At 71.0% G+C, this 15,678-nt stretch carries 16 protein-coding genes and 2 pseudogenes; 12 read left to right on the top strand and 6 right to left on the bottom strand.

What is annotated here, in order from left to right:
* Positions 1-29: 29 nt before the first annotated feature.
* Complete coding sequence (locus IG90_RS0102310) at positions 30-1,229, bottom strand: DegT/DnrJ/EryC1/StrS family aminotransferase (RefSeq protein ID WP_033893527.1); 1,200 nt, start codon at positions 1,227-1,229, stop codon at positions 30-32.
* A 478-nt stretch (positions 1,230-1,707) separates the two neighbouring features.
* On the opposite strand from IG90_RS0102310, the gene IG90_RS0102305 reads away from it, so the two are divergent.
* The 8 genes and pseudogenes from IG90_RS0102305 to IG90_RS46825 all read left to right on the top strand — a co-directional run bounded on the left by IG90_RS0102305 (position 1,708) and on the right by IG90_RS46825 (position 7,473).
* A complete protein-coding gene (locus tag IG90_RS0102305; protein ID WP_030576615.1) occupies positions 1,708-1,914 on the top strand; it encodes a DUF2933 domain-containing protein in 207 nt (68 codons plus the stop codon).
* Positions 1,915-1,960: 46 nt separating this feature from the next.
* On the top strand, positions 1,961-2,188 hold the full coding sequence (locus tag IG90_RS0102300; protein ID WP_233435880.1) for a hypothetical protein: 228 nt from the start codon (positions 1,961-1,963) through the stop codon (positions 2,186-2,188).
* 131 nt (positions 2,189-2,319) lie between these two features.
* Positions 2,320-2,775, top strand: a complete 456-nt coding sequence (locus IG90_RS0102295) for a hypothetical protein (RefSeq protein ID WP_030576611.1) — start codon at positions 2,320-2,322, stop codon at positions 2,773-2,775.
* 17 nt (positions 2,776-2,792) lie between these two features.
* A complete protein-coding gene (lnt, locus tag IG90_RS0102290) occupies positions 2,793-4,367 on the top strand; it encodes an apolipoprotein N-acyltransferase (RefSeq protein ID WP_051859923.1) in 1,575 nt (524 codons plus the stop codon).
* A gap of 19 nt (positions 4,368-4,386) precedes the next feature.
* A pseudogene (gene lgt / locus IG90_RS39065) lies at positions 4,387-5,250 on the top strand (prolipoprotein diacylglyceryl transferase).
* The gene (locus IG90_RS0102280; protein ID WP_030576607.1) at positions 5,247-5,495 is read left to right on the top strand and encodes a hypothetical protein; all 249 of its coding nucleotides are present in this window, start codon (positions 5,247-5,249) and stop codon (positions 5,493-5,495) included. Before lgt ends, IG90_RS0102280 begins: the two are co-directional and overlap by 4 nt.
* A 266-nt stretch (positions 5,496-5,761) precedes the next feature.
* Positions 5,762-6,787: a GAF domain-containing protein gene (locus tag IG90_RS46830; RefSeq protein ID WP_324604256.1), complete on the top strand. Its 1,026-nt coding sequence runs from the start codon at positions 5,762-5,764 to the stop codon at positions 6,785-6,787.
* The gene (locus IG90_RS46825) at positions 6,784-7,473 is read left to right on the top strand and encodes a sensor histidine kinase (RefSeq protein WP_324604255.1); all 690 of its coding nucleotides are present in this window, start codon (positions 6,784-6,786) and stop codon (positions 7,471-7,473) included. The genes IG90_RS46830 and IG90_RS46825 overlap by 4 nt, the downstream gene beginning before the upstream one ends.
* A gap of 161 nt (positions 7,474-7,634) precedes the next feature.
* Here IG90_RS46825 and IG90_RS0102270 read toward each other — a convergent pair whose 3' ends face one another.
* Positions 7,635-8,267, bottom strand: coding sequence for a DUF305 domain-containing protein (locus IG90_RS0102270; protein WP_030576605.1), 633 nt, complete (start codon positions 8,265-8,267; stop codon positions 7,635-7,637).
* A gap of 360 nt (positions 8,268-8,627) precedes the next feature.
* Here IG90_RS0102270 and IG90_RS0102265 point away from each other — a divergent pair, with 360 nt between their 5' ends.
* Positions 8,628-11,021, top strand: coding sequence for a phosphoketolase family protein (locus tag IG90_RS0102265; RefSeq protein ID WP_030576603.1), 2,394 nt, complete (start codon positions 8,628-8,630; stop codon positions 11,019-11,021).
* A gap of 271 nt (positions 11,022-11,292) precedes the next feature.
* Here IG90_RS0102265 and IG90_RS0102260 read toward each other — a convergent pair whose 3' ends face one another.
* Entirely contained in the window at positions 11,293-11,538 is a 246-nt protein-coding gene (locus IG90_RS0102260) for a DUF2933 domain-containing protein (protein WP_030576602.1), read from the bottom strand.
* Positions 11,539-11,603: 65 nt separating this feature from the next.
* Entirely contained in the window at positions 11,604-11,876 is a 273-nt protein-coding gene (locus IG90_RS0102255; RefSeq protein WP_030576599.1) for an SHOCT domain-containing protein, read from the bottom strand.
* Between the two features lie 520 nt (positions 11,877-12,396).
* Between IG90_RS0102255 and IG90_RS46820 the strand changes: the two are divergent.
* Both IG90_RS46820 and IG90_RS46815 read left to right on the top strand, forming a co-directional pair.
* Positions 12,397-12,777 (top strand): annotated as a pseudogene (locus IG90_RS46820) (universal stress protein); the annotation flags it as partial.
* Between the two features lie 64 nt (positions 12,778-12,841).
* Positions 12,842-13,288 carry a universal stress protein gene (locus IG90_RS46815; protein ID WP_033893523.1) on the top strand — a complete coding sequence of 149 codons (447 nt, stop codon included), beginning with the start codon at positions 12,842-12,844 and terminating at the stop codon, positions 13,286-13,288.
* Between the two features lie 163 nt (positions 13,289-13,451).
* Here IG90_RS46815 and IG90_RS41335 read toward each other — a convergent pair whose 3' ends face one another.
* Together IG90_RS41335 and IG90_RS0102240 are read right to left on the bottom strand one after the other, a co-directional pair.
* Entirely contained in the window at positions 13,452-13,865 is a 414-nt protein-coding gene (locus IG90_RS41335) for a cupredoxin domain-containing protein (RefSeq protein ID WP_030576596.1), read from the bottom strand.
* A gap of 263 nt (positions 13,866-14,128) precedes the next feature.
* Positions 14,129-15,022 carry a DUF5134 domain-containing protein gene (locus IG90_RS0102240; RefSeq protein WP_030576593.1) on the bottom strand — a complete coding sequence of 298 codons (894 nt, stop codon included), beginning with the start codon at positions 15,020-15,022 and terminating at the stop codon, positions 14,129-14,131.
* Positions 15,023-15,522: 500 nt separating this feature from the next.
* Here IG90_RS0102240 and IG90_RS44185 point away from each other — a divergent pair, with 500 nt between their 5' ends.
* Positions 15,523-15,669, top strand: a complete 147-nt coding sequence (locus IG90_RS44185; RefSeq protein ID WP_157846275.1) for a hypothetical protein — start codon at positions 15,523-15,525, stop codon at positions 15,667-15,669.
* Positions 15,670-15,678 lie beyond the last annotated feature (9 nt).

Genomic DNA, 15,678 nt, shown 5'->3' with positions numbered 1-15,678 from the left:
AGAGACCGAGCGGAAGCTGGTGCCGGAGGTCAAACCCGCGGCTCCCGACCACGGAACGTCGGGGCGGGCAGCGGATCCGCCGGCTGCGGAGCCTCCCGCTGCAACAGCCGCATCATCCTCCGCGCCAGAAGAGGGTCCACCGGCAGCGCGTGTGCCGCGAACCAGCGGGCCGCTTCAGGTGCCGGCGAAGGCTCCACGAACTCCGGTCCGGCGAAGTCGTCCAGGGGAGGGTCGTACAGATACCCGGTCACCACACCGCACCGCTCCAGACGCGCCACCAGCCTGTCCCGGTCGCGCACCATCAGGGGCACGCGGAACAACGGTGGCACGTGGCGATCCTCAACGCCCTCCGCGACCGCATCCCGCACACCCGTGGCAGCCCAGACCGTGCCGCCCAGCAGTCTCGTGCCCTCTCGTCGCCGCGCCAGGTCCGCGTCAAGGCCACTCATCCGCCGCCGCAGCGCACGGTGCAGAACGCGTCCATGTTCTCTGCGGTATCCGTGCAGATCGACTCGCACCCAGCGGTCGAAGACTCCCAGGCCGGGACTGGCGCCCGTCGCCTCCCGCAAGTGCCGTTCGCGCAGCTCCATACGGAAGTGTTCGCGTTCCAGCAGTCCCAGGGCCCGCATGGTCCGCCACACGGGCCGGACCAGATGGAGCCGCTGCACCGCGGCACGCGCCACAGGGCGCAGCGCGTCCGCCAGGTCCCGATGCAGCTGTCGACCCGCCAGCAGCTCATCACGCCGATGTTCCAACGCCTTGCGGTCCCCTGGATCTTCCAGCGCCAGGAAGCCGCCACCCGTTGCGCCCGCGTGCTTGCCCAGACTGAAAGCCGAAGCCGTTCCGAACGTGCCGACCGGGCGGTCCCCCACCGTGGCACCGATCGCATGCGCCGCGTCCTCCAGCAGAGGGATGCCCATGCGGTCGCACCGAGCGCGGAGCTCAACCGCGTCGTCCGGCATCCCGTAGAGATTGGTCGTCAGCACCGCGTCCACGCTGCGCCAGGTCGATTCGGGCACCGCGCGGATCTCGATGTTCCCGTCCCGCGGGGACACCGGCGCGAGAACGGGGCGCAGCCCCGCCGCCAGCACGACGAACAGGATCACGTCGTCGTTGACCGGCGACATCAACACCCGTGCGCCGGGAGCGCACCAGTGGCGCATTGCCAGGTACAGCGCCAGTCTGCACGACGGGACATACACGCATTCACGGCCGAGCCGCTCGCGCATCAGATCCTCGAGGGCACTGCCGACCGACGTCGACGGATGCGACGACTCTCCTGATCGCACAGCTCCCCCTTCCATGTGACGCGGTCACCCGAAACTTCCGGAGGCATGGAGAACCGTGCCGGGTGACCAGCTCGCCGGCAGTGACTGGTGGCGCCCTTTGAGGGCGAGAGCACAGCGGGCGGGAGGAAGGCGGCCACTGGAGACCGAGTGTCGGCCACCAAAGAAGACACTAAGTGTATTAGTAGATTCGGGCAAGCGTATTACATCTCCGGTCCGCACGCGAACGCCCCGTCGGCAACTTCGCCGGCCGCACCGCACCCGGCCGGCCCCGCCCCACCCAGGGAGACGCCTGGTAACCAGACCGTCACGCAGGGGGACCGAGAGTCTCGGACTGGCGCCGGCTTTGCCAACTATCTAAACTTCTTAGTAGTTCATGCAGCGAGTTCGATGAGCGTCGGCAGTCCACCGGGAGGCCCCCGTGCCTCAGTTCCTGTATCCACTGCTCCTCCTGGCCTGTCCCATCGGCATGGGCCTGATGATGTGGTTCATGATGCGCGGGGGGCTGCACTCATCACGGCGAAGCGGCTCGATCGACTCGCCCGCGGTGCGCTCCGAGCTGGACGCGCTGCGCGGGGAAGTCGCCAGGCTGCGCGCCGCACAGAAGGACACACGCCAAACTTTGTGAACTGAGTCGTGATCCCATGGCCGCGATAGCGATATTGATCGGCGGCTTGCTTCTTGCCGCGATCTACTACGACATCGCCCGCCTGGTCAGCACACACCAGAGCCGGCGCCCTCCCCTGGCCCGCGCCAGGGGCAGGCGAGCAGCGCTCGAGGGCGAGGAGCGGTGGTGCACCGGCCTGCTGCTGCACGGACGGATCGGCACACGCTCCTACCAGCGACGCATGAGCGGCCTCGCTCACGGCCGACGCGTCGTCGAACCTCGCCGTCACCGCTGACCGAAACCCCTCATTGCTACTAATTCAATTAGTGACTTAGCATGGCTGCCAGACGCCGACCGGAGACGTCTCGAGGCGCCCCCCGTTCGCCGGGCCCTCCGGTCGGCGGCCCGATCCCGAGGAGTAACTCCATGCGCACCTGGCCCGCCCGCAGATGGGTCGTGGCAGCTGCGGTCACAGTGATCGCCGCACTCGTCATCGGCGTCCCGACGGGCGTGGTGCCGACTCCCTTCTACACGCGGATGACTCCGGTGCTCTGGTGGAACTACCCGGTGTGGCTGATCAGCTCCGTGCTGGAGGGGCTCCTGGTGGCCACGTACGTCCGCATCGGCCCGGCCGACGTCCCCGCGGCCGGGCCGCCCGAGCGTCCCCGTACCGTTCGCGCCCTCGGCGCGGGACTGCTGTCGGCCTTCGCGGTCGGCTGTCCGATCTGCAACAAGCTCGTGGTGCTGGCCATCGGTGTCAGCGGCGCCCTGTCGTACTTCGCGCCGGTGCAGCCGGTGCTCGCCGTGGCGTCGGTGGCCCTGCTCGTCCATGCGCTGGTCCGGCGGCTGCGCACCGCGAACGTCTGCGCAGTGCCTTCGTGAGGTCCGGTCCACCGCGCGTGACCCGCCCCAGTGCGGCCACGCTCCGTTCCTGGGCAGCCGCCTCCGCCGGTGGGCTGCTCCTCTATGCCTCGTTCCCGCCGGTCGGATGGTGGTTCCTTGCCCCGCTCGGTCCGGCTCTGCTGATCATTGCGGTGCGCGGGCGGCGCGCCCGGTCCGCCTTCGCCGCGGGCGGGATCTTCGGCCTTGCCTTCCTCGCCCCGCTGATCGTCTGGCTGGCGAACCTGGGTCTGGTCCCGTGGCTCGCCCTCACGGCGGTCCAGGCCCTGGTCTTCGCACTCGCCGCGATGCCGCTGCCCCGCTTGATCTCCCAGCCCGGCTGGCCGCTGTACACCGCCGCGTGGTGGGTGGCCCTGGAGGCGGTACGCGGCCGGGCTCCGTTCGGCGGCTTCCCCTGGGGCCGGCTGGCCTTCGGGCAGGCGGATGCCCCCTATGCCGGCTGGGCCGCTGTCGGCGGCGGCCCAGCCCTCTCCTTCGCCGTCGCGTTCCTGGGGTCGCTGCTGGTGTACGGCGTGACGGCGTGGCGTGGCGGCCGTCGGCAGGCCAGCGCGGCCGTATGCCTCGGCGTGGCCGTCCTGATCACGACACCGCTCGCCCTCCCCGCCCCGGGGACATCCGGGCCGAGCGCCGTGGTCGCCGTCGTCCAGGGCAACGTCGAACGCGAACGCACCCTGGAGGAGCAGGCCCGGGTGCGCAACGTCGCACAGAACCACGCCCGCGAGACCAAGGCCCTGGCCGACGCCGCACGCCAGGGCGAGGTCCCACGGCCGGACATCGTCCTGTGGCCGGAGAACTCCCTCGACGGCGATCCGGCACGCAATCCGGAGCTCGGCTCCCTCGTCGCCGACACGGTCCGGGAACTGGGCAGCCCGCTCCTCATCGGCGCCCTGCTGGAAGCCCCCGACGACCGGGCCTACAACGCCGGCCAGCTGTGGCTGCCCGGCCAGGGCCCGGCCTCCTGGTACGCCAAGCGCCAGCTCGTCCCCTTCGGCGAGTACATCCCGGCCCGCTCACTCCTCGGCGGCCTCGGCGCGCTCCAGCTCATCCCCCGCGACCTCCTGCCGGGCACCTCGACGGACCCCCTGGACGCGGGGAAGGTGCGGCTCGGTGACGTGATCTGCTACGAGATCGCGTACGACGACCGGGTCCGCGACACCGTGCGGGCGGGCGCCAACCTCCTCGTCGTCCAGACGAACAACGCGACCTACGAGCGCGGCATCCAGGCCGGGCAGTCCGAGCAGCAGCTCGCGATGGCCCGCATCCGCGCGATCGAGTACGGACGGGCGGTCGCCCTCGCCTCGACGAGCGGGGTGAGCGCCATCGTCGCCCCGGACGGACAGGTCATGGACCGGCTGGGGACCTGGCGTGCCGGCCACCTGGTGGAGCGGGTACCGCTCGCTTCGCGGCTCACCCTCTCCCAGTGGCTCGGCGTATGGCCCGAGGTACTGCTGGGGGCACCCGTTATCGTCGGCCTGGCGCTCTCGCTGCGTCGCTCGCGGCGCACCACAGCCGCAGCTCAAGCACCTGCTCCCATGCCCGAGCATGACCAACCATTTACTAAGCTACTTAGCTGAATCTCTTATAGTGACAGGTATGGAACTCGCCGCACTGCCCAGCCCCTCGACCGGAGTCCTGTACCTGGGCCCGGTCCCACTGAGGGCCTACGCCTTCTGCATCATCCTGGGCGCCTTCGTCGCCGTCTGGCTCGGCTCGCGCCGCTGGGTGGCGCGCGGCGGCAAGAAGGAGACGATCGCGGACATCGCCATCTGGGCGGTGCCCTTCGGGCTCGTCGGCAGCCGTCTCTACCACGTGATCACCAGCCCGGATGCGTACTTCGGGGAGGGCGGCGAGCCCATCAAGGCCTTGTACATCTGGGAGGGCGGCCTCGGCATCTGGGGCGCCATCGCGCTGGGCGGCCTGGGCGCGTGGATCGGGTGCCGCCGGCACGGGGTTCCGTTCCCCGCGTACGCGGACGCAGTCGCGCCCGGCATCGCCCTCGCGCAGGCCATCGGGCGGTGGGGCAACTGGTTCAACCAGGAGCTCTTCGGCCGCCCCACCTCCCTCCCGTGGGGCCTGGAGATCTCTCCGGGCAAGCGGCCCGAAGGCTAGGCGGACGTGGCCACGTTCCATCCCACCTTCCTCTACGAATCCCTGTGGGACGTCGGCGTCGCGGTACTGGTGATCTGGGCGGGCGCGCGCTTCGCCCTGGGCCACGGGCGGACCTTCGCGCTCTACGTGGCCGCGTACACCGCGGGCCGGTTCTGGATCGAGTACCTGCGGATCGACGAGGCGCACCAGTTCCTGGGCCTGCGGCTGAACGACTGGACCTCGGTCGTGGTGTTCGCCGGCGCGGTCGCCTACCTGGTGATCTCGGCCCGGCGGCGCCCGGGCGTGGAGGACATCGCGCAGAGCGACACCGGGGCGGACGCCCCCGAAGCGGAGAAGGCGAGCACATGACCGGCAACAGCATCAAGCACAACAAACTCAGGATCGGGAGGGTGCATACCCGGTCCGTGCCGAACAGGATCTTCGGATGGTCCCTGTTCTGGGCGAGCCTGGTGGTCGTCGTGCTGAACTGGATCGAGGAGTTCAGCGAGCTGGAGGTGCTCCCCGGCGGCCACTCCGTCTTCTACCTGGCAGGTGGCGCCGTGGCGGCCGTCATCGGACTCTGGCGGGCCGGCGTGATGGACGCCAAGCCATAGCCGGAAGGCGCGGCCCGTCTGTGGGGCCACGGCGGGCTGTTCGTGGACGAGAAGGGTAACCACTGCCCAGGAAGATGTCCGGTAATGGGCACGGATCCTGCAGGTCAACGCCACCTCCTACGGAGACTGGTCGGCCGTGTTCCCGGTGGCGGCGTTCCTTGGGGGATGCGCGATTGACACGCCCCGTTAGCATGCGCGTGCGTGACCGGGAAGGGCTGTTCGGGGCATGCTGAGGGGCAGGTGCGCTCCATCGGAGGGAGCCCGCAATGGCGGACGGCGCGGCGAAACGGCCCCACGACACGCCGGCGACCCCCCAGCTTCAGCTGGATGGCCTGCAGGCGCAGGTGGCGCGGGTGCGCGCCACCCGGGACCAGATACACACGCTGCTGGATGCGGTGCTTGCCGTCGGCAGCGACCTGGACCTGGATGCGGTGCTGGGCAGGATCACCGAGTCAGCGGTGACCCTGGTCGACGCCGAGTACGGCGCGCTGGGGGTGCTGGGCGAGGAGGGGCGGATCCGGCAGTTCATCCCGGTCGGCATGGACGAGGACACGACCACCGTCATTGGTCACTATCCCGAAGGCCGGGGCATTCTGGGGCTGCTGATCCGTGAGCCGGAGTCGCTGCGGCTGGCGGACCTGGGCGGGCATCCCGACTCGGTGGGCTTCCCGAGGGGCCATCCGCCGATGACCACCTTCCTCGGCGCCCCGGTGCGGGTGCGCGAGCGGGTCTTCGGCAACCTGTACCTGACCGACAAGCGCGGCGGCGCTCAGTTCGACGACGATGACGAGGCGGTGCTGCGCACGCTGGCCGCCGCGGCCGGGGTGGCGATCGACAACGCCCGCCGGTACGACGACGCCTGCCGCCGGGAACACTGGCTGGCGGCGAGCAGCGACCTGACCCGCGCCCTGCTGTCGGGTGCTGCCGGGGCCGAGGTACTGCGATCGGTCACCGCCACGGTGCGCGAACTGGCCGGCGCCGACCTGGTCACCCTGGCGGTCCCGGTCAACGGCGGCGGCCTGGTGGTCGAGGCCGCCGACGGCATCGGCGCGGAGCAGGTGCAGGGCCTGGCCCTGGCGGGCACGAGCCTGGCGGCGAAGGTCTACCACTGCGGCGAGACCATCATCAGCGAGGCCCTGTCCAGCGATCCGCGCGCCGAGGACGGCGGCGCCTCACGGGTGGCCCTGGGGAGCGGGTTTCTGATCCCGTTGGGCACCCGCGAGCATGTGGGGTACTGCAGGTTGCCAACCGCCCCGGTGGCCCGGACTTCCCCGACGCGGCTGTGGCCATGATCGGCTCCTTCGCCGACCAGGCCGCCGTCGCCCTGGAGATCGCCGACCGCCGCCACGACGCCGAGGAGGTCCTCGTCCTTAACGACCGCGACCGGATCGCCCGCGACCTGCACGACGTGACCATTCAGCGGCTGTTCGCCAATGGCCTGTCCCTTCAGGCGGTCCTCGCACGGCTGGCCGACCGGCCGGAGGTGGCGAGCCGGGTCCAGGGCGTGGTGGACGACCTCGACGGCACCATCAAGATGGTCCGCTCCACCGTTTACGCCCTGCGGGAGCGCGAGAGCCCCGGCGGGGCCGGTCTGCGCGCGAAGCTGCTCGCGGAGACCGACCGGGCCGCCGCAAGCCTCGGCTGCACGCCCGCTCTGCGGATGACCGGACTGCTGGACACCGCCGTTCCCGCCGGCCATGCCGACCACCTCCTCGCCGTGCTGCGCGAGGCCCTGGCCAATGCCGCCCGGCACGCCCACGCCACCGCCGTCGAGGTCACCGCAGAGGTCACCGACAGCGAACTGCGGCTGCGGGTGGCCGACAACGGCCGCAGCATCGCCCAGGACGTGACCAGCCGCAGCGTCCTGGCCAACCTCCAGCAGCGCGCCGCCCAGCTCGCAGGCACCTGCACCCTCACCCCCAACCAGCCCACCGGCACCATCCTGGAATGGACCGCACCCCTTGCCGCCGATGAGTGAGAGGCTTCCGGGCGCGCCGATGGACGGGGTTCCTGCTCCCGGTGGCGATCCGGTTGCGGGGCCGCGGGGCGGCGCCGTTCCGTGCAGGGGCGCGTGCCGGTGCTGCAGCGGCTGCTCCGGTTGCCGCCCTCGGCTGGTGTACGGCGGTCCGGGTGCGGGGATCAGCTCGCGTCGAGCATCTTCCGCATCTGGGTGATTTCCGCGGTCTGGGCGGTGATGATGTCGTCGGCGAGCGTCTTGGCAGGGCCGTAGGCGCCCTGCGTCTTCTCGGTCTGGGCCATCTCGACGGCGCCTTCGTGGTGCTCGATCATCATGGTCAGGAACATGGTGTCGAATGCCTTGCCGGACGCGTCTCGCATGTCGTCCATCTGCTGGTTGTTCATCATGCCGGGCATGGACGAGGCATCACCGTGATCCATGCCGTCCATTCCGTCCATGCCTTGAGGGACCTTCTCGCCCCAGGCCCTCAGCCAGCCGGACATGGTTTCGATCTCCGGGTCCTGCGCCTTTTTGATCTGCGAGGCGAGGGCTTTGACGTCGCTGGAGGAGGCCCGGGTCTCGGCCATGTTGGCCATGAGGATGGCCTGGCGGTGGTGCGGGATCATGCCCTGGGCAAAGGTCACGTCGGCCTGGTTGTGCTCGCCTGCCGGGATGGAGGCGGACGTGGTGGTGCCGGGAGAGGTGTCGGCTGTGCCGGTGTCGCCGTTGCCGCCGCAGGCGGCCAGCACGAGCGCGGCGACCGTGGCGGCGGCGGCCAGGGCCGTTCGGCGGGGCAGGGAACGGGTCGTGTTCATGGTGCGGAGGAACTCCTGGGATCGAAGCGGATCAGGACAGGACATACCTGTACGCGGCGAGGGGGCGTGCCTTAAGGACGCCGCGCCGCGGAGGCGTTTTCCTGGATCCGTAAGAGGTGGGGTTCGGACGGACGCGTCCTTCCGCGGTCTCGCCGGGGCGAGAAGGCTCCACGCTGCGAGCCGGTCGTGTGTTCGCACGAGGCCGCACGGTCCTGGTCTTCCCACTGCTTGCTCGCTACTCCGTACGGCCCTGGTATGCCACGCCGGGCGACGGCCCAGCTGGTGACGGTGCGGCTGTTCGGCCGTGGAGCGTGATCGAGTGGAACGTGCACGTCCATCGATGGTGTTTCGGAGGAACCCATGCGCGAGGTCCGGGCACACGCGCCCGTCGGCTCTGCCGGTCCCACGGATGAGGAGCTGCAGGCCCTTCACGCGCACTGGCGTGCCGCGAACTACCTGGCCGTCGGCCAGATCTACCTGATGGGCAACCCCCTGCTGTCCGAGCCTCTGCGCCCGGAGCACATCAAACCGCGGCTGCTCGGCCACTGGGGCACCTCACCAGGGCTGAACCTCGTCTACACGCACCTGAGCCGGGTCATCAAGGAGCGCGATCAGGAGGCGATCTGCATCTGGGGCCCTGGCCACGGCGGGCCCGCCGTCCTCGCGGGCTCGTGGCTGGAGGGCAGTTACAGCGAGATCTACCCGGACGTCGGCCGCGACGCGGACGGCATGGCGCGGCTGTTTAGTCAGTTCTCCTTCCCGGGCGGAGTGCCCAGCCACGTCGCCCCCGAGACCCCCGGCTCGATCCACGAGGGCGGCGAGCTCGGCTACTGTCTGTCGCACGCCTACGGCGCCGCGCTGGACAGCCCGGATCTGCTGGTCGCATGTGTGATCGGCGACGGTGAGGCCGAGACGGGGCCGCTGGCCGCCTCCTGGCATTCGAACAAGTTCCTCGACCCGGTCCATGACGGCGCAGTCCTGCCGATCCTGCACCTGAACGGCTACAAGATCGCCAATCCGGCGGTGCTGGCCCGGCTCCCCGAGCCCGAACTGGACGACCTGCTGCGGGGCTTGGGCCACGAGCCGATCCACGTGAGTGGCGATGACCCGATGACCGTCCACCGCATCATGGCGGCCGCCCTGGACACCGCACTGGACCGCATCGCACTGATGCAGCGCAGCGCCCGCGAGGAAGGTGTCACCGAGCGGCCGCGCTGGCCGGTGATCGTGCTGCGCACGCCGAAGGGCTGGACGGGCCCCGCCGAGGTCGACGGCCTGCCCGTCGAGGGCACATGGCGCTCCCATCAGGTGCCGTTGGCCGCGGTGCGCGAGAACCCGGAGCATCTGCGCCTGCTGGAGGCGTGGCTGCGCTCCTACCGGCCCGAGGAGTTGTTTGACGACCGCGGACGGCCGGTGCCGCAGGTCCTCGCCTGCGTACCTGAAGGGCAGCGCTGCCTCGGCGCCGCCCCGCGGGCCAACGGGGGCCTGCTGCTGCGCGATCTGCCCATCCCGCCCCTGGAGCGGTACGCCGTCCCGGTGGACACACCCGGTGCGACGCTGCATGAGCCCACGCGCGTCCTGGGTGATCTGCTTCAGGAGGTGATGGAGGCGACCGCCGGCCGGCGTGACTTCCGCGTGGTCGGCCCGGACGAGACCGCCTCGAACCGGCTGCAGGCCCTCTACGATGCGACCGGCAAGGCGTGGCAGGCCCAGACCCTGGTCACCGACGAGCATCTGTCCCGCCACGGCCGGGTGATGGAGATCCTGTCCGAGCACACCTGCCAGGGCTGGCTGGAGGGCTATCTGCTCACCGGCCGGCACGGGCTGTTCTCCTGCTACGAGGCGTTCGTCCACCTCGTCGACTCCATGGTCAACCAGCACATCAAGTGGCTGCGCACCACCCGCCGCCTGCCCTGGCGCCGCCCCATCGCCTCCCTGAACTACCTGCTCACCTCGCACGTGTGGCGGCAGGACCACAACGGCTTCTCGCACCAGGACCCCGGGTTCATCGACCACATCCTCAACAAGGCCCCGGAGGTCGTACGCGTCTACCTGCCGCCGGACGCCAACACCCTGCTGTCCGTGGCCGAGCACGTGCTCCACAGCCGCGACTACGTCAACGTCGTCGTCGCGGGCAAGCAGCCCTGCTTCGACTGGCTCACCCTGGAGCAGGCCCGCGCCCACTGCGCCCGCGGTGCCGGCATCTGGCAGTGGGCCGGCAGCCAGGACAGCGCGGGCGAGCCCGATGTGGTGCTCGCCTGCGCGGGTGACGTCCCCACCCTTGAGGTGCTGGCCGCAGCGTCCCTGCTGCGCGCCCATCTGCCGGAGCTGGCCGTACGGGTGGTCAACGCGGTGGACCTGGCCCGGCTGCTGCCGGCCGAGGAACATCCGCACGGCATGCCGGATGCCGAGTTCGACGCGCTGTTCACCCGCGACAAGCCGGTCATCTTCGCCTACCACGGCTACCCGTGGCTGATCCACCGCCTCGCCTACCGCCGCGCCGTCCACCCCCACCTGCACGTCCGCGGCTACAAGGAGATCGGCACCACGACCACACCGTTCGACATGGTCGTCGGCAACGACCTGGACCGCTACCGGCTGGTCATGGACGTCATCGACCGTGTGCCCGGCCTGTCCGTACGCGCCGCCGCCGTGCGCCAGGAGATGGCCGACGTCCGTCAGCGCCACCGCGCCTGGATCCGCGAACACGGCACCGACCTGCCCGAGGTCACCGACTGGACGTGGCCCGGCTGAGCCGCCCGCACAGGCCGCGCGTCACGGTGCCCCGTTCGAGGACGAGCAGAGTCCAGACGACTTGTGCCCCGTCACCTCCGCGTGGCTCGCGAGTGGGGCCCCCGCGCGGATCCTGGGGTGCTGGGGGCACCGTGCTTCCGGCCGGGCGGAGCCCCGCGGGGCCGCCGTGGCCCGAACGCGGGCGTGTCGGCGGCGCACGCGGTCCACTGCTCGCCGAATTTCTCGGCGACCTCGCGTTCCTCGCCGTGCTGCGACGCGGGGGTCCGGCCGGTCAGGGCCGGCCGGACCCGGGGGGCTGGTGGTGGTCGTGCTTGTGCGGGGGATCGCTCTGGTCCGTGCGCCGACCGCCATCGCCGTGGCTGCCGTGGCCGCCGTGCATCATGAGCATCATCAGCGGGCAGGCGGCTACGAGGGCCAGCACCAGCAGGATGCTCAGCGGCACCCCCAGGGCGGCCAGTCCCACTATCACGATCGCGGCGACGATGGCGAGCAGGCCGTAGTTCTTCTTGGTGTTCATGGGGGGGCGCCTCCTTCGGGAGACAGCGGGCCGGCCGCGTGCGGTCCGCGGGTCGGGGGTCGGGGTCAATGCCTGGTGAGGGGGCCGGAGGAGCGAAGGGCGGTCAGGCGCCGCTGGTACTCCTCCTCGTCGATCTCACCGCGGGCGAACCTCTCGGCGAGCAGCTGCTCGGGCGAGGGCCCGGCGGGGGTGTGGGTGTGCGGGTGCTCGCCGGTGCGGCCCAGGGCGCGGAACAGCAGGACGGCGGCGGTAATGATCAGCGCCCAGAACAGGATCATGCCGGCCGACATCGCGAACCAGCCCCAGCCGCTGACGTCGTGGTCGAACCAGAACACCATCGCGAGTCGCCTCCCGCGGCCCGGCCGGTCCGGGTAGCAGGTCCGGCCGTGTGGCTGACGCTCGTGCGCCACCACCAGCATCCCTCTGTGCCGGCCTGCGTGCAGGTCCCGAAGGTCCCGGTCCGCCGGGCCATTCAGCCCCTACCCGGTACCGGCAGCCGCGGAGGAGGGCCGAGGGAGCGAAGACGCAGGGAGGACGGTCTGCCATGGGATGTTGCCGATGTCGTCGTGGTGGTCTTGACGCCGTGATGATCACCGGGCTGGGCCGCGCGCCGCGCCCGTGACCGCCGCGATCGCCGACACCACCGTGCAGCGCGCCCGCCACGGTGGGCACACCCCGGCAAGGCCGCTCGTCGTCCGCTCGCGATGCCGATGGGTCCCATCAGCGACCACACGGACAGCCCGCCGCGAGTTGGTCCGCGCACGGCTCGACCGACAGCGCCTGCGGGCGCAAGGGGCTGTGGTGGCAGGCCGGCGCCGTCGGGCTCACGATGGGGACCGTGGACGCTCGGAGGAGACGATGACGGGTCACCAGGAGAGCCGACCGGTCGTGCTGGGCCTTGATCCCGACGACGCCGAGTGCATCGCGCTGGCCTGGGCCGCCGACGAGGCCGTGCGGCGGGGGCTGCCGCTGCGCCTGGTGTATGCCCAGGGCGTGCCGACCATCAGGGTCACCGAGGCGGCCGTGGTGCCCTCCTGGGCGCAGTGGAATCAGGCACGGCACGCGTCCGGCGACCGTCAGCTTGCCGAGGCGGTCGCGTTCGTCGAGGAGCGCCACCCGGCGCTGCAGGTCTCGGCGCTGCTCGCGGAGGGCGATGCCCCGTGGGTGCTGCGCGAGCAGGCGAGGCAGGCCGCGATGGTCGTCCTCGGCTCACGGCACCTGTCCGCCATGCAGACGGCATTCACCTCCGCCTCCGTGGCCGTGCCCGTCATCGCCCACGCCACCTGCCCGGTGGCGGTCCTCGGTGCGAGCGAGCACACCACGGGCACCGCCGTACTTCGTGGTCGGCACCGACGGCAGCGCGGGCTCCGCCGCCGCCATCGATCTCGCGTTCAAGGAGGCTGGCCTGCGTGGTGCGGCGCTGCGTGTGCTGTATGTATGGCAGCCGCCGCTGCTGGGGAACGCCGGCGAACACCCTGTACCGGAGGAGTACCAAAGGCTCGTGGCGGAAGCGGCCTCCGGCCGGGGGGCCGCCCATCCGGATGTGCCGGTGCACCATGAGGCCGTGCCCGGTCACCCGGTACGTGTCCTGACCGACGCCTCCGCTGACGCGCTCGGTCTCATCGTCGGCACCAGAGGGCTCGGCGGTTTCACCGGCATGGTCCTGGGCTCGGTCAGCCAGGGCGTCCTCTACCACGCGCGATGCCCGGTCATCACCGTTCCGCACGCGGGCGATGACGAGCGCTCCTGAACCGCGCGCCGGGCCTGCAGCCGCCACGCAGACCCGTGCGCCGACCGGGGCTGCCGCGGGCGCCCGCGCCCACCGAGCCCGTGCCCGCCGGCTGACGCCGAAGCGGCGTGACACCGGTCGGTGCCCAAGTGCGGTACGGGCGCCGACCGGGGTCCTGGGCGACTCAGCCGACGATCAGAGTGCCTGTCATGTTCGGATGGAAGGTGCAGACGAAGGCGTACTCGCCGGGCTCGGACGGGGCGGTGAACGTCCCGGACTTCCCGCCGGCGATGCTCCCGGTGTCGAAGGCGTCGCCTTCCGTGGCCGTGACGGTGTGGGCGGCCGAGTCCTTGTTGACCACGGCGATCTTCTCGCCCGGCCCCACCTGCGGATTCGCCGGGCTGAACGCGAAGTCCTCCATGGTGATGCCGACCGTGTCGGCGGGGGCGGTCGCGGGGCTCGTGGCGGCGGAAGTGGGGCTGGGCGAGGTCGAGGCGGGTTTGTCGTCCCCGTCGGAACAAGCGGTGGCGAGCAGCAGGACGGCTGCCGCTGCGAGCGCCAACGGGACAGTACGCCTGCGGAGGTGTGAGGGCGACATCGGACCGGACCCTTCGGGTGGGTGCCCGCGAGCGGTCTGCACCGGGGAACGCGGAGTCGGAGCCCGCTCGGGCACATGGATCGCTTGTGTCCATTCTCGCTGTCCCGGATCTCCCTGTCCTGGGCGCCGAATACGAAGAAGCTTCGCAGACTCGGGGCGTGTCCGCTCCGGTCCGTGGTGACGCCGATGCCGACCGGTGTGCTCTGTGCTCCCTTGTCGCGGTGGACGATGCCGCCGCCGTGCTGATCAGTGGGTTGGGGCGGTCACGCGGCCATCATGAGCAGCATTGCGGACATGATCCCGCCCATGCCGATGTGGGCCGCCAGCGCGGCGTCCGGCGCGGCTCCGGCCTTACGGCGCCGCCCGTGGCCCTGCCGCTCCGTCGTCCTGGCCTTGTCCCACACCGAGAGCGTGAGCGATGCCAGGAAGACGAACACCGTGTCCGGCATGGCGAGCAGCCAGCGGTCCCAGCCGGACCGGGAGTCGGCACTGCGCCCGCCCCGCTTGGTACCCCGGACCCTCGCCCACACGGACCCGCCGATCGACAGCAGGAAGTACACGGCGAGCACCGCGATCACCCACCGCCACACAGAGCCGGACCCCCCTGAAGAACCAGCGTCGGCCGCGGCGCTCGTCATGCCCGACATGTCCATCCCGCCGTGCAGAGAGCCCATGCCCTCCATGGACTCCATCCCCTCCATGGAGTCCATGCCGGCCATCTGATGCGTGCCCGTCGTGCTCGCCGTGTTCTCCATGCCCGGCATGCCCGGCATGGAGTGCCCGCTGCCGAGGGCGAGTACCGGCCCGGACGACGTGCTCGTCATGGCGAGCGTCATGATCACCATGCCAAAGCTGCCGACGATGAGGTGCACCCAGTGACGGCCGTGCTTCCACCCGCCGTCGCGCGTGTGTTTGACCGCCATCGCCACAGCCCCGAGCCCGAGGAGGCCGAACGCCACCGACCACCACATGCCGTAGCCCGCGTACCAGCCGACCGTCACCGGCAGCGCCATGGCGGCCATGCACAGGCCCATCAGCAGGTCGCCGCCCGCCGCGAACCGGATCTCACCGCTGGTGGTCGCGACCCGGACCGCGCTGACGGCGGCCACCAGGGCGGCGATCAGCGCGATGGCCCAACTGAGCGCCAGAGTTCCCATCTTCACCTTCCCGATCGTCCGAGCACGGCGGGTCCGCACTGCCGACGCCGCCGCGTCGTACGGGCGCCACGGGGCGCCACATGGGCATGAACTGCTAGTGCCCTTAGTACGTTGCCGGAGCTGAAGGTGTTCAGGTGGCCGGTGGGAATTCGTGCGGTCCGGTCGGCGGCCGACTGCGGCGATCAGCCGCGCGGCTGGGCCCTGCGACGGGAAGCGCGCCGATGCGACGGTCTGAGCCCGAAGCACACGGCGTTGGAACCGTCTGCGGTCCGGACCCGCCTCAGCCGAAGTCGTTGACCTGGTCGACCGTTGTAGGACCGGTGGCCTGCCATTGCTGTGCGCTCATCAGACGGGTCCGCTCGGCGAGCCGGTAACGCGGCGCCGTCGCCCCGGTCGAGGAGCGCGCCGCTGCAGCCGACGCAGGCGATCACGCCAGGGGCCGGTTCCCAGAGCAGCGCCCCATTGCCGCCGAACTCGGACGTCACGACCGCGGACTTGCCGTGGACGGTGCCGGAGGCCTGGGTGTCCGCTGCGTACAGCAGGTCCTCGATACCGCCGCAGCGGGCCACGCCCGTGAGCGTCAGGCCGCCGGACAACTCCTCAGCTTCTCCGACCTCGCCCGGGCCGTAGCCGCCTCGCTCAGGTAGCGCGGGCGT

The organism is Streptomyces anulatus (genome assembly GCF_000721175.1).
GTDB lineage: Bacteria > Actinomycetota > Actinomycetes > Streptomycetales > Streptomycetaceae > Streptomyces > Streptomyces anulatus_C.
This window is presented reverse-complemented; position numbering and strand designations above follow the sequence as displayed.